Origin of the sequence: Pseudodesulfovibrio alkaliphilus, from assembly GCF_009729555.1 — a bacterium.
Classification (GTDB): Bacteria; Desulfobacterota; Desulfovibrionia; order Desulfovibrionales; family Desulfovibrionaceae; genus Pseudodesulfovibrio; species Pseudodesulfovibrio alkaliphilus.
In genome coordinates, this window is sequence record NZ_WODC01000001.1 from 315429 (window position 1) to 332467 (window position 17039).

A 17039-nucleotide genomic window follows, 5' to 3' on the forward strand; every position below is an offset into this window, starting at 1 on the left:
CGGGCGGTTGTCGCCCCGCCAGACTGAACCGGAGTAGCCATGTCTCATGACTCGGCCCCGTGCAACAGTGATCCTCAAACCGTCCGCCCCACTCCGGCCGAGGACGGCTCCGGCAACTCCCTGCCGCGTCGCAGGCCGTGGCTCGCCGCACTCCTCTCGCTGATCGCAACAGGCGTGGGCCAGCTCTACAACGGGCAGTGGCGCAAGGGGCTGGCCTTTTTCGTGGCCGAGGTGGCGATGGGAGCGGCGCTGCTCCGGTCCATGGGCACCTTTGCCGGACTGGCCACAGCCATGGCCGGTCTGATCGCCCTCAACCTGCTGGCCGCGACCGAGGCATACCGCTCGGCACGGCGCGGCGGACTTCCCCTGACACGGCTCAACCGCTGGTGGATATACGTCCTGGCCGTACTGGCCAGCAGCACGGTCGGTGTTGCCGGCGAGCGGCTGGTCAAGAGCAGATTCTACCAGAACTTCCAGGTGCCGTCCGGGTCCATGGAGCCCACCCTGCTCGTGGGCGATCGGTTCATGTCCGTTCGCCTTGCCCCGGACGCCCCCCTGAGGCGTTCGGACGTGGTGGTGTTCATTGAGGAGACGAGCGGGCAGCATTTTGTCAAACGGGTGGTTGCCCTGCCCGGCGAGACGGTGCACATCGCCGAGCGGCAGGTGTTTGTGGACGACCGTGCCCTGAACGAACCCTACACCCGGCACGTCGGGCGCTCCATGCTGCCGGGCCGCGACCGATTCGGCCCCCTGCATCTCGGTCCCGACCAATACTTCCTGCTGGGCGACAATCGGGAACGCTCCCACGACTCCCGCTGGCTCGGGCCGATCCCCAGGGATCGGATCGTGACTCGCGCCCTCTACATCTATCTGCCGGGCGCACCCGGTGACCGGGGGTGGACGGCCCGCCTTGGCGAATCGATCCGCTGACCGCGGGATTCAAACTCTCTGCCCAAGGGAGTGCCTGTCAATCCGGGCTATTGCACCTGGCCGCCGGGTGCGGGGGTGGAACGGTACGTGGCCGGATTGCGTCTGATCTGGTATCTGACCACGGCCCGGTTGTGTTCCTCCAGGGTTTTGCTGAACTGGTGCGAGCCGTCTCCCCTGGCCACGAAATAGAGGTACTCGTGCTCCTCGGGATTGACCGTGGCCAGCAGCGCCTCCAGGCCCGGCGAACAGATGGGGCCGGGCGGCAGTCCCCGGTGGACATAGGTGTTGTAGGGATTGTCCGGGTCACGCAAGTGTACACGGGAGATGTTGCCGTCAAAGGCCTCGCCCAGGCCGTAGATGATGGTCGGGTCGGCTTGGATGAGCATGCGTTTCTTCAAACGACTGTGGAAGACCCCGGCGATGCGGGCGCGCTCCTCGGGAACCCCTGTCTCCTTTTCCACCAGGGAGGCGATGATCACCGTACGGTGCAGATCGTCCCAGTCCGGCAGCCCGTCCGGCCAGACCTTGGCCGCGTTGGCGAAGAATTCCCGGACCATGAGTTCGACCATGGCCCGCGAGTGGTCGCCTCTGGGAGGCGTGATGAGGTATGTCTCGGGAAACAGGTATCCCTCGGCCGAGTCAGCCAGGATGCCAAACCCGGCAAGCAGGTCCGGGTCGCTTACGGCCTCGGCAAAGGCTGCGTGGGAGCCGACCCCGGCCTCTTCCACCACCTGGGCGGTCTGCCACCAGGTGAGCCCCTCGCGCACGGCCACCCGGCGCATGATCCCCGCCGAGGTCGTCAGCTCATGCAGAATCCTGTCCGGCGTCCAGCCAGTGTGCAGTAAAAACTCCCCGGCGCGGATGGAGGCGGTCTTGTTTTCACGCACGGCCATGGCCCGAAAACGCCGACCGTCAGAGATCAACCCGTCGCTGCGCAGCCCGGCCGCGATGACCGAAAAGGGCTGACCGGGCTCCACTCTGAAGACCATCTCGCGGCCCGGACTCTCCGGCGGCACGGTGTGAAACCGATGGTCGAGCCACAGCTGATGTCCCTTGTAACCGCCAAGGGCCAGGATGGCCAGGAGAGTCAGGCCGCCAAGGGTCAGAAGGATTGTTCGTTTTCTAGCCATGAGCGCAGGATGATGACGGCCGCCTGACTGTCCAGGGCCATCTTCCGTTTGGTGCCGCGGAGTCCTGCGGCGTTGAGTTCCTCCTCGGCCTGGGCCGATGTCAACCGCTCGTCCATCAGGTGAATGGGCAGCTTGGTTCGGCGCCCCAGACTCAGGACGAAATTACGCACCTGCCGCGTGGTCAGGGTGTCCCCGCCGTCGAGCCCGAGGGGCAGGCCCACCACAATGGTTTCCACCGACTCATTCTGAACGATTTCGAGCAGATCGTCAAAGAGCCTCTGGCGCGTGGTCCGTTCCAGGGGTCGGTAGGGGGAGACCAGGATTCCCGACGGATCGCTGATGGCAAGGCCCACCCGCTTGAGACCGAAGTCAATGCCCAGGGCGCGCATCAATCATGCTCCCGCGTCCTTTGCGACTCGGCGGCCACCACGTCCGCCCCGCCCATGGGCAGATGAATGATCACGCGGGCGTGACCGCCCTCGGCGTTGGCAAGGGTAATGGAGCCCTGATGCTCGCCCACCACGCGCTTGGCACGGGTCAGGCCCATGCCGGCGCCCACGGTCTTGGTGGTGTAGAAAGGATCAAAGGCCAGCTCAAGCCCCTCGTCGGTAAAGCCCGGACCGTCATCGCTCACGGTGATGACCACGCCTCCATCGCGTTCCAAGGCGCAGACCTGCACTTGGGCTCCTGGTCCGGCGAACTCGGCACTGTTGAGCAGAATTTCGGATAGGGCGCGGACCATCAGGTCGCGATCCACACGGATGTTCATGTCCGGGCAATCCGTCTTCCAGACGATGCCCCTGCTCTTCACCGCAGGATGGTCCCCGATGCGATGCTTGGCCTCCTCGATGACCACCCACAGGTTGACCTGGACGATCTGGCCGACGCTGATGGCGCTGTAGTCGGCAACGGACCGGACCATGGTTTCAAGTTTCAGGGCCTCCTCGGCAATGGCCTCAAGGGGCTGGCGGGCGGCCTCGTCCGCACCCCGGAGGAGCAGACGGGCGAACCCGGCGATGGACACGACCGGATTGCGGATCTGATGGGCTACGGACCGGGCAAAGGCGATGAGGCTTTGGGCCCGCTCGGCGGCCAGACGATGATTCTGGGCCAGAATGTCCTTTTCGCGCTGGTTGAGCAGGGTCAACTCGGTCATGTCCTCGATGAGGACCACGATCGAGGAGATTTTGCCCTCCTCGCGCAGGGCCGAGGAGATGACCGAGAGGTATTTGCGTGTGCCATCTGGCGTGAGGTAGGGCGTGACCCGTTCGGTCTTGGGCGTCTCCTTCTGGATCGCCTCAATGACCACCTCGGTGAATTCATCGTTTTCGCCGTTGGCCAGAAACAACTCGCCCCAGGTGCTGGCCCTGAAGAGGTGCATCGAGCAGCCCATTATCTCGCAGGCCGCCCTGTTGACTTCCACGATACGGCCATTCGGGGCGATGATGATCAATCCCACCGGAAGGTTGGCGAGAATGGCTTGGACGAGTTTTTCCATGGTGTTTCCGGCCCTGAATATGCCACGGGACCGGCATTATGGCAATCGCCCCGCGCATCCCCGACGGCGCAGTCTACGGGGGCGAGGGTTTCACGGGTCTCGCCCTGCTCTCCGGCAACGGACAGCCCGCCTCTCTGCGGATGATCAAGATCAGAGACCGAAAACTCCCAGTGTCCGACAGGACCCGTCCACCGAAATTCGCGCCCCTGGTTGACGCAACGAGGCTTTCGTGTATTGATGGGCGCATATCTCTTGGGCGATCGGGAGGCAGCATGAAACGACTGGTCATTCTCTGCGACGGCACATGGAACTCGGCTGACGCCGAGCACACCACCAATGTGGTCAAGACATGGAAAGCCCTGGCGGAAACCGACGCTGACGGCAACCGGCAAGTCCCCTGGTACGACCCCGGGGTCGGGTGCGACGGGAGCTGGCTTCGCCGGGCCTTTGACGGAGCCACCGGCACCGGGCTGTCCAAGAACATCCGGCAGGCATACACATGGCTGCTCAAGCACTATGCTCCGGGTGACAAACTCTATCTTTTCGGATTCAGCCGCGGGGCTTACACGGTACGCAGTCTGGCGGGCATGATCCGCAACTGCGGCATCATTCGGCGGCCAGCCTTTGAGAAGGACGCAAAACTGGTGGAAAAGGCGTTCAAGCTCTATCGATCCCACGCCCAAGGCGACCACCCCAACGGCGAAAACGCCATGGCGTTTCGGAGGGCCCACGCCGACGAGGCCAACATCCTGTTCATCGGAGTGTGGGATACCGTGGGCGCCCTGGGCAATCCGCTATGGACAAACAGCCTGGCCAGCAGGAAAAACAAATTCCACGACACCAGCCTGAGCCGCATCGTCCAGAACGCCTACCACGCCCTGGCCATCGACGAAAAACGCCTCAACTTCAACGCCTGCCTCTGGGAGCAGCAACAGTCGCACCGCACCACCCAGGTGCTGGAGCAGGTCTGGTTCTCCGGGGTGCATGCGGATGTGGGCGGCGGCTATGCGGACGCCACCTTTTCGGACATCCCCCTGGCCTGGATGATGGAAAAGGCGAAATCCTGCGGCCTTGCCTTCACGGACCCGCCGCCGACGCCGCAGCCCCTTTGGGGCAAAAATCCGCACGAGTCCTGGAAGGGATTCTACAAGGCCATCCCGGCCCATTCGCGCCCGGTTCGGCTCAACGGAACCACCAACGACACCATCCACGAGTCCGCATCCGAAAAATTCTTCCGGGAGGCGACCTACCGCCCCGCCAATCTCATCCCGCCCCTGGGCTAGACGATGCAAAAGAAGGGGAGTGCCCAAGCGGACACTCCCCTTCTTCCGACGGCAAGACCGGCCAGGATCAGGCGCCCTTGCGCTCCACCTTGTCCATCAACGCCTTCATTTCCCGGCGCCATTTGCGCCCGCCCAGGCACTCGGCCAGATACTCCACGGTATGTATGACCCGGTTCGACCGCTTCATCTGAAGCATGGACCGCTTGATGCCCACCTTGCACGACGGACAGCCCACCACGATGGGCCGGGCCCGGTCCTCGCCCAGGTCCTTGCCCAACTGCGCCTGCTTGCGCTCGCGCAATCGATTGTAAATGGCCGGACTGGTCATGGCCCCAAGGCCGGACTCGCCACAGCAGCCGGGAGAAAGCGCCACCTCGGCTCCGGTAAGCCGGGACAGTCCCGCCCGGTACATCTCGGCGGCCTTGAGCTTGGGCACATCCACCCATTCGGCATGGCAAGCCGCATGGTAAAGAACAGCTCCGCTCCCGCCCAAGGGGGGCAGACGGTCCATAAGGAACTGGACCGCGTCCAGATGCACCAGCGGCTCCACCAGCTCGCCGGAAAAATCATAGCTCTCCAGGGATTCGCGGCAGGTGCCGCAGGCCGTAAGCAGTGTGGTGGCCTTGAGTCCAGCCTTGCCGGTCTTGACCAGCAAATCCAGGAACTCGCGCACGTTGCGGTGGCGGTTGGTCTTGTACGCCTCTTCGCAACCGCTCGCGAGCAGTGGATAGCCGCAGCACATGTGCCTATCGGGCAGAACCACGTTCACCCCGGCCTTGAGCAGCAGATAGACGGTGGCCATTCCGATGGAGCGCGAAAAAAGCGCGGCCCCGCAGCCCGGGAAGTAGAGCACAGTCTCGTCCCGGGCGGCCCGGCTGTTCCTGAGCACCGAGCCGCTATCCAGATCCAGCACCTCGTGCAAGTTGCGATAATCCATGTGGGGGCTGCGGCCCGACAGGACCGGGGATTCGAAACGAGACAGCCAGCGGGCGGGCACCAGCCCCAGGGTCTTGTCCTGGATGGTCTGGCCCACGGAAAGGACCTTGGCCGTGGCGGGCAGGCTTGCGGCCGGGTTGCGGGCCAGGGTCTTGAGAACGATCTGCTTGAGCGGATGCCCGGACCTGCCCTTGGAATCAAGAAAGGCCCGAAGGGACAGGGCGGCCCCGGCCGAATCGATCTTGACAGGGCACACGGCCGTACACTTGCCGCAAGCCGTGCAGTGGTCCATAAGGTCGCGCAGCTGGGCCAGGAGTCCAGGAGAGGGCTCGCCTGACTGGACCTGCGAATAGTAGATGCCCTCGATGAGCGCCCCCAGGCTGATGTTCTTGTTGCGCGGATGGTGCATCAGCCCCCGTGCCGGATGGTACATGGGACAGACCTGTTTGCACTTGCCGCACCGGGTGCAGGCCTGGATGTTGCGCAACAGGGCCATGAGCGCCTCCTTGTCCTTCAGCGCGGTCTTGTCCAGATCCTGGATCAGCCGGTTGAAGGAAAAGGTGAAGGGCTGGCTGGGCAGTGTGCGGCGGACCAGCTTGCCGGGATTGAGGACATCGGCGGGGTCCACGCGCCTCTTGTAGGCGGCCAGGGACTTGATTTTTTCCTCGCTCAGGAAGCCTATCTTGGTGATGCCGATGCCGTGCTCGCCAGAGACCTCGCCCTTGAGCTCAAGCACCTTGCGCATGACCACCTCGGCCGCCTCGTGCGCCGAGGCCAGCATCTCCGGGTCGTTGGAGTTGACCGGCAGGTTGACGTGGCAGTTGCCGTCGCCCGCGTGCATGTGGTTGGCGATGATGACGCGCTTTTGCTGCATCTCCTGCCACATGGCCTTGATCTCGCGGTCGAGCTTGGGATAGGCGTCGCGCAGCTTGATGAAGAGGAAACGGCACTGGGCGTCCTGCTCCTGGTCCGAAATATCGCGGGCCGTGATCTCGCCCTCGATGATGGCCCGGGCGCGGGACAGGGCTTCTAGAATGTCCGGGTCCTCGTAGTCGACGCCCTCCATGTCGCGCACCTTGTGCAGGGTCTTGCGATAGATCTTGGCCAGATAGACGAGGTTGAGGTCTTCCAGGAAGTCCGAGAACTCCGGGATGACCTCCAGGGGAATGACCACGTCCTCGTTGACCTTGAAGCCCGAGGTGCGCTTGGCGATGGCCGAGAGCTTGTGCCTGTCCTCCCAGAACACTTCGGCCTCGCGGTCGTTGCGGGCAGTGAAGATGTCCACCCCCTCGTAGGGCTGGGCCAGGGCCACGATGGTCCGGCAGGCGTCGTCGAGCGCCGCCTTGTCATCGGAATCGAGCTGGAGCAGCAGCACCGAGATGGGGTCGCCCTCGTAGCGCATGGATTTGGCCTGATACTCGATGGCCTGCACGTATTTCGGCCCGAACTCCTCCAGGGCCGAGATCTTGACCAGGTCGCCCTGGCTGCGGATGGTGTCGCGCAGGCCGACCACGTCCTTGATCACGAACATGGCGTTCTTCATGGACCGGCCGTAGAACTCCAGGCACAGGGTGCGCGAGTGGGCCGGAATCGGGTAGCAGACAAAGCTGGCCTGCGTGATGATGCCGTCCACGCCCTCTTTCTGCACTCCGGGCAGGCCGCCCAGATATTTGTTGGACACGTCCTTGCCCAGGCCCTCGCCGCGTATCTCGCCGCCGTGCAGACTGACCGTGTCCATGAGGCCGCCATGCTCGTCGAAGATGTCGAAGACCGCTGTTTCGTCGGTGTAGATCTTGTGGCGCGGGTGGTTCTTTCGCCGCACCTCGATCAGTCCGCCGTCGGGCGTGACCATGCGGTAGCTTTCGATGGTGTCGATGGTGGTGCCGTACTCGAAGGCGAAAGGGCCGCCCGAGTTCTCGGAGATGTTGCCCCCCAGGGACGAGCCGGCCTTGGAGGCCGGGTCCACGGTGAAGAGCAGCCCCTGCTCTGCCGCGGCCTTGATGGCGTCAAGGGTGATCACGCCCGATTCGGCCGTGAGGGTCCGCGCCTCGGGATCAATGTCGATGATCCGCTTGAACCGGGCCAGGGAAAGGATCACGCAACGCCCCAGGGCCGGGATGGCCCCGCCGGTCAGCCCGGTGCCGCCCCCGCGGGGGATGATGCCGAATTTCAACTCGTTGGCCAGCCGCACCACCTGCCTTATCTGCGCCTCGGTCTCGGGAAAAAGCACCAGCAGCGGCAGCTCCATGCGCAGGTCCGTAGCATCCGTGGCCGACTCGATGCGGCAATGGGGCGCGTCGCCTATGGCCTCGCGGGGCATGAAGGCACCCAGCCGCTCGACCAGGGTGTCGCGAAAGGCCTGATCCGCCTCAAAGCTCTCCCAGAAAAGATCGATGCCCGTGGACAGTATCTTGGCGAACCCCTTGGAAAGCATGGGCCTTGACATATTCAGCCGCCGCTCCACCGAGGTACGCACCAGTTGCGGGTCTATGAAGGGGTTGTAGCGGACCATGAACAGCTCGGCGGCCAGGGTGGAGGCCAGGGTCTTCACGTCCTCGGGCCAATGCTGGTAGCGCTCCATGTCCACCACGCCCAGGGCGCGGGTGATGAGCTGTTCGTCGGAAATGGATATATGGGGGCCGAGCTGGGCCATGTCTTTACTCTCCAGGCGGTTCGTCAAAGGGGATTGCGTAAGCGGTTTTCCCTTGGAAGGCAAGTATAGGACCCCGGGGGGTGGTTGGCAAGGAAGGGCGGCAGAGGGGAAAAAAAGAGAAGCGCCGTCGTTGGCGCTCCTCCAGTTTTGCAATTGTCCTCCCGGCGGAGTGACACGCTCTTACAGCCCAAAAGAATGCTGCCAGAGGAATCAAACGCCCCGCAACAAGAACCAATCAACAAGCCCGGCGTCGGCTGGCGCAGCCCCGCCCCAAATCAGTCAACTGGTTTCTCCTGGGTTTCCAGGACGATCTTGTCATTGGTGAAGACGCAGATTTCCGCGGCGATCTCCATGGATTTGCGGGCGATCTCCGTGGCGGTCAGGGCGGTGTTCCGCCTCAGGGCGCGGCCGGCGGCCAGGGCGTAGGCACCGCCCGAGCCGATGGCGGCCAGCCCGTCGTCGGGCTCAATGACATCGCCGGTACCGGAGATGATCAGGATGTGCTCGCCGTCGGCGGCCAGGAGCATGGCTTCGAGTCGGCGCAGGTACTTGTCGGTGCGCCAGTCCTTGGCCAGTTCCACGGCAGCCCGGAGCAGATTGCCCGAAAAGCTCTCAAGCTTGCCTTCAAAGCGTTCTGACAGGGTAAAGGCATCTGCCGTGGCCCCGGCAAAGCCGATGATGACCTTATCCTTGTAGATACGGCGCACCTTGCGGGCGGTGTGCTTCATGGCCACGGACTGACCCATCGTGACCTGGCCGTCTCCGGCCACGGCCGTGCCGTGCTCGTCCCTGACCGCGATGATGGTCGTGCCTCTGAGTTCCATGGGGTCTCCTTGATGGTTACAGGATGCGCTCGGCGTGGGCGGTCCAGACGGCAAGGGCGGCGGCGTCGTGCAACACCAGATGGACCTCGGCGGCCAGCCCGGCGTCAAGCCCCTGCCTGAGGGCGTCAAGGGCCACGGGCGCGGCCAAATCCACGGGATACCCGTAGGCCCCGCAGGAAATGGCAGGGAAGGCGATGCGCTCAAGGCCGTGTTGCCGGGCCAGGGCCAGACTGTTGCCATGGCACTGGCGCAGCAGTTCCGGCTCGCCCTGCCCGCCGCCGCGCCAGATCGGGCCGACGGTGTGGATGATGAAGGGGGCCGGGAGATCGAATCCCGGAGTGATCACCGCCTGCCCGGTTTCAAGCCGCCCTATCCCGGCGATGATGGACTGACAGGCGTGCTGAAGTTTCTGGATACCGGCGGCACGGTGGATGGCCCCGTCCACGCCGCCGCCACCTGCCAGCCGGGAATTGGCAGCATTGACGACGCACTCCACCGCAAGGGTGGTGATGTCTCCCTGATGGATGACAAGATGGCCGGGGCCGGATTTCCAGCGTCGCATGTTGGCCGAGGATACCGATTCGCTCGGTTTTGGCAAGGGGCGCCAGGAGAAAAGGAAAACGGCGGGCCAGAGAAAAGGCGGCCCGGGATGACTCCCGGACCGCCCTGCTTGCGGTTATTCGTCCTCGTCTTCCTGAGGCTTAAGATGATCTGGCACAACGGCCATCTCGATCAGCAGCGGCTTGAGGAAGGACCACTTGATGCCGATCTCGAATTCCTCTTCAAGGTCGCGGATGGCATCCCAGCAGTTGTGACAGGGAGCGATGACCAGTTCCGCGCCAGTGGCCAGGATCTGATCGCGCTTCTTTTCCAGGGCCACGTTGCGTTGCGGGCGGTACTTGCCTATGCCGTTGAATCCGCCGCCGCCGCCGCAGCAGTAGTTGTGCTCGCGGTTGGGGCTCATCTCGTGGAAGTACTCGGGCTCCACGATGTAGGACATGATCTCGCGGGTGATGTTGGCCAGACCGTGGTTGCGCACGTAGTTGCAGGAATCCTGCAGAGTGACGGGCTTCTTGAGCTTCTTTGCCGGGTCGATCTTGAGTCGGCCGGTGCGCAGCACCTCGGCCACCCACTCCACGTAGTGGATGTAGGGCCGGGGCGGCAGGCCGTCGGGACGGCCGACCCAATAGGGGCCTTCGATGACCGATGCGCGGTGTGCATGGCCGCATTCGGTGCCCACCACCCGCTTGGGGCGCAGCCGCTCAATGGCGTCGTAGACGGTCTGCACCTGCATGGTGCAGGCCTCCCAATCTCCGGCGAACATGGAGAGCGAGGTCTGCTCCCAGCCTTCGCTGGGCATGGTCCAGTTCTCGCCGGTCAGGTGGAAGAGGATGGCCGCCTCGGCAATGTCCTCGGGGTAGTGCTTGGCCTCGCGGGCGTTGAGGGTGTACATGATGTCCGCATCCTCGACATCGATGGGGATGGTCAGGCCCGGCCACTCCTCCTCGGACTCCTCGGCCATCCACTCGCAGGTCTCGACCCAGTCCTCGGTGGTGACGTTCATCTGGGCGCGGTAGACCCGGTGCATCCCGGCGCCGATTTTCAGCTCCCAGGGCACGAATCCCTGCGAATAGAGCAGCCCGCGCAGATAACTGAACATGACGCCCATGTCGATGCCGTGGGGGCAATAATGTCCACAGCGGTTGCAACAGGTGCACTGGGACCATGCCACGTCCATGCAGTGGCGCATGAACTCGTTGGTGACGTTACCGTTCTTCTTGACGATCTCGCCCAGGGTGGACTGGATCTTGTAGGCCGGAACCTGTTTGGGGTCGCGGTCGTTGACATCGTACAGGAAGCAGGCGTCGGCGCACAGGCCGCAATGGGCACACATCTCAAGCCAGGTCCTGATCCGGGATTTGAGGGTGGCCTTGAGCGACGCCTGGAGCTTCTCGACATCCACGTCGAGCTCTTCCATTTCCTTGTAATATTGCTTGCCGCCGGTATCGCCGAGCACCATCTGGAGGTATTCCTCGGTGTTGATCGGCTTTCTGTTACACAGCTTTCCTTCTGGCATTTTTGCTTCTCCTTGTTTGGCCTGCGACTTACCAGTCGAAGCTCTTGTACTTCATGCCGCCGCGCTTGATGCCGAAGTCCATGCCCAGCTGGGCGCGGGACCAGAAGAAGCCGACGACATGGAACAGCTTGGTGAAAGGCAAAAGCGCGATCCAGGCCAGGCCGCTGATGATGTGGGCCAGCAGCCAGAAGTCGTAGTCGCCCACGCCCTGCACGACCATCAGGCCGGTGATGAAGGGGGCAATGGAAACCACCAGAACGAACCAGTCCCTGGCATCGGTGACGATACGCACCTCGGGCAGCAACATGCGGCGCACGGCGATGCCAAGGGCGGCCACCAGGGTGGCGATGGTCAGGAAGTCGGCAGTGGCCATGGACATGGTGGGCCAGGCGATGCCGAAGCGCTCCATGAGGATGACGGCGTGGCCCTCAAGGAAGAGAGGGACGCCCAGAAGCCCGATATGGAAGGTGAAGAACATGACCGTAAAGCCAGGCTTCGCCCGCCAGCTATGGTTGGCAAAGGGAATCAGGAACGCCAGGATCGAGCGGACGGCGCCTTTGGCCGCAGCGGCCGGATGCGCGGTGTAGGCCACGCGGTCCAGCCTCCAGTTCAACCCCTGGATATAGAACACGGTGCGGACGACAAGCCCGATGACGGCGACGGAAAACGCCAGCCACAGGGCGGGGCCCGTTAACAATTCGTACATTGTATACTCCTCGTCTCTTATGACCTGTTAATCTTTGTCCCTGCTGAAGAGGAACTTCCAGTAGGCCAGGAAAACCACAAGGGACGCTCCCATGAGGATATATGCCCACCCCTTGGTATAGAGCAGGAAATCCTGAAGGGTGTAGAATGCATGTTCCATTTCCGTCCTCCCGGGTCTAGTGCTCATCCTTGTACTCGGGATGCTCGTAGAAGATGGGCATCCGGGTAACGATGAACTTGAAGGTTACGACGAGCATGGTGCACACGAACAGGGTGACACCGATTTCCTGCCAGCTCGGGAAGTAGCGCATCTCGGAAGGCAGGTGGTAGTTGTAAGCGATGAGCGAAACATTGAGCCTGTTGAGGACAATGCCCAAAACGGTCAGCAGCGCGGTCCAGCGAATGAGCTTGAGGTTCTTCTCGCGCACGCCGATGGCGTAGAGCAGCGAGGGCAGGAGCGCGAAGCCGAGCAGCTCGAAGAGGAACCACTGGCCCCAGCCCGTGGCGAGCAGATGCCAGTTGTCGTCAACCGCCACGCCGATGACCTTGATGAAGACATAGCCGAGCAGAACCCAGGATGCGCCCTTGGCAAAGGCGTAGTACAGGTCGTCGTGCTGGCTCAGGTAGTCCTTGCTCATCTTGTTGTGGAACGCCTTGTGGGAGACCCAGCCCTCGAACAGGACCATGGACATGCCCGCCGCAGCCGACGACACGAAGAAGAAGGTCGGCAGATAGGTCGAGTACCACAACGGATGCAGCTTGCTCGGCGCGATGAGATAGAGTGCGCCCAGCGAGGACTGGTGCAAGGTGGAGAGGATCACGCCAAAGATGGTCAGCGCGATGGTGCAGCGGTGGATCATGTTCCGCAGCCGCTTGTAGCCCAGCCACTCCAGGGCGGCGGGCGAATACTCGAGGAACAGGACCGTCAGATACAGGGCCACGCACAGGCCCACCTCAAAGAGCATGGAGGTGGTGCCGGACTGGACCACAAAGGGATAGGCCAGACGCCAGGGGCGGCCCAGGTCGTACTGCAGGGCGATGACAACGAAGAGATAGCCGAGGAATGCGGTCAGGATGGCCGGACGCACGGCGGCGTGGTGCTTCTTCATGCCGAAGAGGTAGACCGCGGACGAGGTGACGTAGCCACCAGCGGCCAGGGCCACACCGCAGAGCAGATCGAACCCGATCCAGATGCCCCAGGGGTTGTTGTGGTCGAGATTGGTCACAGCGCCAATGCCCCAGCCGAAACGCCAGACCGTAAGGAAGGCGCCCAGGATCAGGATCATGCCGGTGATGACGTTGAACGGGGTGAACAGTGTTTTCTTGGAGACGGCTTCGGTGGTCATTTATGCGCCCTCCTCTTCCTTTTCGCCCTGCTCGGCGACCTCGGCGGCCTTGGCGGCCTCCTCGAGCGCCTTGGCGACTTCACGCTTGACCGTGGCTTCCTTGTCCGCCGAAGCGCGCTCCATGGCGGCCTTGAGTTCGGCCTGGGCCTTTTCCTGCGTGGCGGCAACTGCCTCGGCCACGGCCTCGGCTTTTTCCTTCTTGTTGATCTTGTCGGTGCGCTTGGTCACGCCGTAAAGGCCCGCCAGGAGCAGGGGCCAGAGGGCCGGAACCATGGCCACCACCGACAGGGCGCCGCTGGTCAGCTCAGGGCCGGACTTGACGCCCAGATCCTCGCGCATGCCGATCTGCGAGAACGGCGCACCCGAAAGATAGAGCCAGCTGGTGCCGCCCATCTCGTGCTCGCCGTAGATGTGGTCCACATAGCTGTCGGGCGCGGCCGCGATGCGGCTATGGGCGATCTTGATCAGCTCCTTGCGCTCGCCGTAGACCAGGGCCTCCTTGGGGCACTTGGACACGCATCCGGGGATGGTCAGCCTGCCCGCCTGGATATTGGCCTCGCACAGGTCGCACTTGAGCACCTTGGGGGTGATGGGATCGTTGTAGGTAAAGGTGGGTATCTCGAAGGGACAGGCCACCATGCAGTAGCGGCAGCCGACACAGACCGATTCGTCGTAGGTCACGGCGCCGGAGGGCTGTTTCTTGAAAGCGGCCACAAAACAGGCCGAGGCGCAGGAAGGCTCCAGGCAATGCATGCACTGGATCTTGTTGAACACGGAGGCACCGCCTCCGGGCTGGTACTTGTTGACCACCGTGAACGCCTCGTTCTGCGTGCGCCGCCAGGTGTCGAGCACCGTCAGATCGTCAAAGGGCTTTTCCGGGGCGGGCTGGTTGTTGACCGCGTTGCAGCCCTCCTCGCACTTGCGGCAGCCGATGCAGCGGACCGCGTCGAAGAGTACGCCCTTGCTCCCTGGATATCCTTTAAAGTGTACGTTTCCAGCGGCTTGAGCCTTGGTGGCGAACGCGGCGGAAACACCCGCCGCTCCCATCAGGCCGAGGAAGTTTCTTCGTTTCATGGATGACTCCTAGTGTCTTTTCACCGGGTTCGGATTACTTCACCTTGTGACAACCGTCCGCATCGCCGCAGCCCGTATTGGTGGGCTTCTCAAGCTGCATGGAGGTGTGGCAGCCCATGCACTGGCCGTGGTAGGCGGCCATGAGGCCCGGTCGGCCCGGCGTGGCCGGGTCAAAGGGCGCGGTGTGGCAGCTGGCGCACTTGGGCGGGGTCTTGGAGGCCGGGCTGTTGTGATGGCAGCCCTGGCACATGAGCACATCCTGCCCATGGAAGTGGCCCGCCATGGTGTCACCCTGCATGTCCTGGATCAGTCGCTTGACGATCTTGCGGTGCGGCAACTTGCTGGGCTCGTAGGTGTCGGAGAGGGAACCGATGATCACGATCTCTGGGATCTCCTCGTCGGCGATGGTGGCCACGGTCAGGTCGCGGGCGGCAATGGCCCCGGCGGCCCGTGCCGCTGCGGCTTCCTTGGCCGGAATCGCGCCATCGGCGTAGAGATCCTTGAGGGAGTCGTCATGGCATTTGACGCAGGAGGTTTGCGAGGGGGCCTTGTTGACGGGCATCAGATCATGGCAGCCCGCGCAGACCGGCTTCTCCTGCTGCATGGCGCTGTGGCAGCCGATACAGCCCTGCATGTTGGAGCGCAGGTGCATATCGCCTGCCAGCTCGAAGAACTTGCCGTCCATGGTCCCTTCGCCCACATGGCAGGAGCGGCAGTCGCCCACGGCGGTTTCGTGCTTTTCGTGGTTGAAGGCCACCGGCCCCATGCTGACCTTGGGCTTGTCTCCGTCCATGGTCACCAGCAGGGCGGCGTCTGGCTGGCCGCGTTTGAGCCGGGGGATGTCGGCGAGCACCTTGTACTTGGCCTGGGCCTCGGTGGAATGGCAGCCCGCGCAGGAAACAGGGCCGCTGTCCTTCTTCTGCGCCGTGAAGTCCTGATGGCAGGAGACGCAGGACGAGTGCGAGGCCTGGGCGTAAGAGGAGACCAGCAGGCCCGTCTCATCGTGGAAGGGCTTCTCCTGGTGGCAATTGCGGCAGCTTTCCTCCTTGCCCTTGACCTCCACGGTCTTCTTCTGCGCCTCGTCGTAACGATGGTGGCAGGTTCCGCACTTTTCGTCGCCGCCCGTGGCGATGACATGGCGGGCATGAAGGGAAAGATCCATGGCAACAGGCTGCCAGGCGGTCTCGGCGCTCCTGTCCACATGGCAGGAACGACACTGGCCGTCCAGGGGTCCGGTCTGCTGGCCAGCCCGCGACATCTCCTGGTGGCAGCCGATACATTGATTGTGGTAGATCAGCTTGAGTTCGTCGGCGTCCCCGTCCTCAAGACGCATGAACTTGGTGGACAGTTTTCCATCGGCGTCCTTCTTGTGACAGCTTGCACAGTCCTTGCCCTGCTTGGCCAGGGCGTCGGTGTGCTGGTCATGATAGAAGGTCACCACGGGCAGTTCGAGCTTTCCGTAGCTCGCCAGCGTGTCGATGTACACTCCGTCGACCCGTGCCACCGCGCCGGCATTCGCCTGCGCATCCAGCCCACGGGCCTCAAGAAAGACGATCGATGTCGCTGCGAACACGAAGAGGATTCCAGCCCAAAAAAGCAGTCTTCTTCCTTTCTCCATAACGCATTCCTTGATAAGTTGGTGGAATACTGTGCACCTTCTCCAACCGGACGCACCCTGGCACCTTTCGCGCCAGACAGTGGCGCGAAAGCAACCGGAACCGGCCGGACGCCATTGCGCCGCCCCGGTCCGGGAACGTCTCACGGGTTGCAGCAATACGCGGAAAGCGTCAGTGCAACGAGCCCCTCAAATCCCTGGCTGCTCCCAGAGGACGAGCCCACTGGCCGCCACAGCGCACCAGTTGTCTCCGCCCTGGGGAAAGCACCCCTTTTCCTAATTCATGCCCCCGCAGGTAGGAAATACCCCTTGCCGGGACCATGTGCGCAATCACGCTCGGTCCCTCCGTCCCGCACCATGGCGAAACGGCCGCCAGCGCCTGATTTTCGCGCCCGGACTTAAGGGCGAACATCACGGTCCACCCTTGCCCCAAGTCCGCTTCCATACCGAGTCAGTATGGATTGTTTCAGGTGTTGGTATATAACCAGCAAAATCGCGTCAAGCTATTTGACGAGATTAAATCCCAGCTCGGGAAAATACAGGAACAGATACGGCGTGTTGCAAATCCGGCAAGGATTGGACCGGCCAGGGCGACACGAAGCCTTATTTGCCTACAGAAAGGTATGGAATTAATTGGAAGGGCGATTCTCCACTTCAGCGAGTGGTCACCGTCTGGAAAAGGGGGTACGGTGCAGCACCGGCCCAAAAGAATCGAAAACCAAGAAAAACCCGGACAGAGATGGGAGGATCAATGCCCCACGTCAACATACGCATCACCAGGGAAGGCGCCACCGCCGAGCAGAAACAGCGGCTGATCAAGGGCGTGACGGACCTGCTGGCCGAGGTGCTGGGCAAGAATCCGGCCACCACCCTGGTCATCATCGACGAAGTGGAGACCGACAACTGGGGAATCGGCGGCCGGTCCGTCACCGAGTTGCGAAAAAAGTGATCCGCCCTGGCGGGCCGGC

Annotated in this window: 15 protein-coding genes; 3 read left to right on the plus strand and 12 right to left on the minus strand. The window is 63.0% G+C overall.

What is annotated here, in order from left to right; all coding sequences use genetic code 11:
- Positions 1–39: 39 nt before the first annotated feature.
- Positions 40–930, plus strand: coding sequence for a signal peptidase I (gene lepB / locus GKC30_RS01600; protein ID WP_155931846.1), 891 nt, complete (start codon positions 40–42; stop codon positions 928–930).
- Positions 931–977: 47 nt separating this feature from the next.
- Here lepB and mltG read toward each other — a convergent pair whose 3' ends face one another.
- Genes mltG through GKC30_RS01615 form a run of 3 tightly spaced genes read right to left on the minus strand, consistent with a single transcriptional unit; the run spans position 978 to position 3558 of the window.
- The gene (gene mltG, locus GKC30_RS01605) at positions 978–2060 is read right to left on the minus strand and encodes an endolytic transglycosylase MltG (RefSeq protein ID WP_155931848.1); all 1083 of its coding nucleotides are present in this window, start codon (positions 2058–2060) and stop codon (positions 978–980) included.
- Positions 2033–2449: a Holliday junction resolvase RuvX gene (ruvX, locus tag GKC30_RS01610; RefSeq protein WP_155931850.1), complete on the minus strand. Its 417-nt coding sequence runs from the start codon at positions 2447–2449 to the stop codon at positions 2033–2035. The genes mltG and ruvX overlap by 28 nt, the downstream gene beginning before the upstream one ends.
- A complete protein-coding gene (locus GKC30_RS01615) occupies positions 2449–3558 on the minus strand; it encodes a sensor histidine kinase (RefSeq protein WP_155931852.1) in 1110 nt (369 codons plus the stop codon). Before GKC30_RS01615 ends, ruvX begins: the two co-directional genes overlap by 1 nt.
- Before the next feature lie 272 nt (positions 3559–3830).
- Between GKC30_RS01615 and GKC30_RS01620 the strand changes: the two genes are divergently transcribed.
- A complete protein-coding gene (locus GKC30_RS01620) occupies positions 3831–4841 on the plus strand; it encodes a T6SS phospholipase effector Tle1-like catalytic domain-containing protein (RefSeq protein WP_196772777.1) in 1011 nt (336 codons plus the stop codon).
- Between the two features lie 67 nt (positions 4842–4908).
- On the opposite strand, the gene GKC30_RS01625 is transcribed toward GKC30_RS01620, so the two are convergent.
- The 9 genes from GKC30_RS01625 to hmcA all read right to left on the minus strand — a co-directional run bounded on the left by GKC30_RS01625 (position 4909) and on the right by hmcA (position 16074).
- Positions 4909–8430 carry an FAD-binding and (Fe-S)-binding domain-containing protein gene (locus GKC30_RS01625; protein WP_155931856.1) on the minus strand — a complete coding sequence of 1174 codons (3522 nt, stop codon included), beginning with the start codon at positions 8428–8430 and terminating at the stop codon, positions 4909–4911.
- A 275-nt stretch (positions 8431–8705) separates the two neighbouring features.
- Complete coding sequence (hslV, locus tag GKC30_RS01630; protein ID WP_155931858.1) at positions 8706–9254, minus strand: ATP-dependent protease subunit HslV; 549 nt, start codon at positions 9252–9254, stop codon at positions 8706–8708.
- A 16-nt stretch (positions 9255–9270) separates the two neighbouring features.
- Positions 9271–9816: a macro domain-containing protein gene (locus GKC30_RS01635; protein WP_155931860.1), complete on the minus strand. Its 546-nt coding sequence runs from the start codon at positions 9814–9816 to the stop codon at positions 9271–9273.
- Between the two features lie 114 nt (positions 9817–9930).
- Positions 9931–11331, minus strand: coding sequence for a sulfate respiration complex iron-sulfur protein HmcF (gene hmcF, locus GKC30_RS01640; RefSeq protein ID WP_155931862.1), 1401 nt, complete (start codon positions 11329–11331; stop codon positions 9931–9933).
- Positions 11332–11359: 28 nt separating this feature from the next.
- A complete protein-coding gene (gene hmcE / locus GKC30_RS01645; protein ID WP_155931864.1) occupies positions 11360–12037 on the minus strand; it encodes a sulfate respiration complex protein HmcE in 678 nt (225 codons plus the stop codon).
- A 27-nt stretch (positions 12038–12064) separates the two neighbouring features.
- Complete coding sequence (gene hmcD / locus GKC30_RS01650; protein ID WP_155931866.1) at positions 12065–12196, minus strand: sulfate respiration complex protein HmcD; 132 nt, start codon at positions 12194–12196, stop codon at positions 12065–12067.
- A 16-nt stretch (positions 12197–12212) separates the two neighbouring features.
- On the minus strand, positions 12213–13382 hold the full coding sequence (gene hmcC / locus GKC30_RS01655) for a sulfate respiration complex protein HmcC (protein ID WP_155931868.1): 1170 nt from the start codon (positions 13380–13382) through the stop codon (positions 12213–12215).
- Positions 13383–14456 (minus strand): sulfate respiration complex iron-sulfur protein HmcB, encoded by a 1074-nt coding sequence (gene hmcB / locus GKC30_RS01660; RefSeq protein WP_155931870.1) that lies wholly within the window; start codon positions 14454–14456, stop codon positions 13383–13385.
- Between the two features lie 34 nt (positions 14457–14490).
- The gene (gene hmcA, locus GKC30_RS01665; RefSeq protein ID WP_155931872.1) at positions 14491–16074 is read right to left on the minus strand and encodes a sulfate respiration complex hexadecaheme cytochrome HmcA; all 1584 of its coding nucleotides are present in this window, start codon (positions 16072–16074) and stop codon (positions 14491–14493) included.
- A gap of 748 nt (positions 16075–16822) precedes the next feature.
- Here hmcA and GKC30_RS01670 point away from each other — a divergent pair.
- Positions 16823–17020 (plus strand): 2-hydroxymuconate tautomerase family protein, encoded by a 198-nt coding sequence (locus GKC30_RS01670; protein ID WP_155931874.1) that lies wholly within the window; start codon positions 16823–16825, stop codon positions 17018–17020.
- Positions 17021–17039: the final 19 nt, after the last annotated feature.

Excerpts from the sequence above, each read along its gene's own strand:
- lepB (WP_155931846.1), top strand. The coding sequence starts at position 40 with ATGTCTCATGACTCGGCCCCGTGCAACAGTGATCCTCAAACCGTCCGC.
- mltG (WP_155931848.1), bottom strand. The coding sequence starts at position 2,060 with ATGGCTAGAAAACGAACAATCCTTCTGACCCTTGGCGGCCTGACTCTC.
- ruvX (WP_155931850.1), bottom strand. The coding sequence starts at position 2,449 with ATGCGCGCCCTGGGCATTGACTTCGGTCTCAAGCGGGTGGGCCTTGCC.
- GKC30_RS01615 (WP_155931852.1), bottom strand. The coding sequence starts at position 3,558 with ATGGAAAAACTCGTCCAAGCCATTCTCGCCAACCTTCCGGTGGGATTG.
- GKC30_RS01620 (WP_196772777.1), top strand. The coding sequence starts at position 3,831 with ATGAAACGACTGGTCATTCTCTGCGACGGCACATGGAACTCGGCTGAC.
- GKC30_RS01625 (WP_155931856.1), bottom strand. The coding sequence starts at position 8,430 with ATGGCCCAGCTCGGCCCCCATATATCCATTTCCGACGAACAGCTCATC.
- hslV (WP_155931858.1), bottom strand. The coding sequence starts at position 9,254 with ATGGAACTCAGAGGCACGACCATCATCGCGGTCAGGGACGAGCACGGC.
- GKC30_RS01635 (WP_155931860.1), bottom strand. The coding sequence starts at position 9,816 with ATGCGACGCTGGAAATCCGGCCCCGGCCATCTTGTCATCCATCAGGGA.
- hmcF (WP_155931862.1), bottom strand. The coding sequence starts at position 11,331 with ATGCCAGAAGGAAAGCTGTGTAACAGAAAGCCGATCAACACCGAGGAA.
- hmcE (WP_155931864.1), bottom strand. The coding sequence starts at position 12,037 with ATGTACGAATTGTTAACGGGCCCCGCCCTGTGGCTGGCGTTTTCCGTC.
- hmcD (WP_155931866.1), bottom strand. The coding sequence starts at position 12,196 with ATGGAACATGCATTCTACACCCTTCAGGATTTCCTGCTCTATACCAAG.
- hmcC (WP_155931868.1), bottom strand. The coding sequence starts at position 13,382 with ATGACCACCGAAGCCGTCTCCAAGAAAACACTGTTCACCCCGTTCAAC.
- hmcB (WP_155931870.1), bottom strand. The coding sequence starts at position 14,456 with ATGAAACGAAGAAACTTCCTCGGCCTGATGGGAGCGGCGGGTGTTTCC.
- hmcA (WP_155931872.1), bottom strand. The coding sequence starts at position 16,074 with ATGGAGAAAGGAAGAAGACTGCTTTTTTGGGCTGGAATCCTCTTCGTG.
- GKC30_RS01670 (WP_155931874.1), top strand. The coding sequence starts at position 16,823 with ATGCCCCACGTCAACATACGCATCACCAGGGAAGGCGCCACCGCCGAG.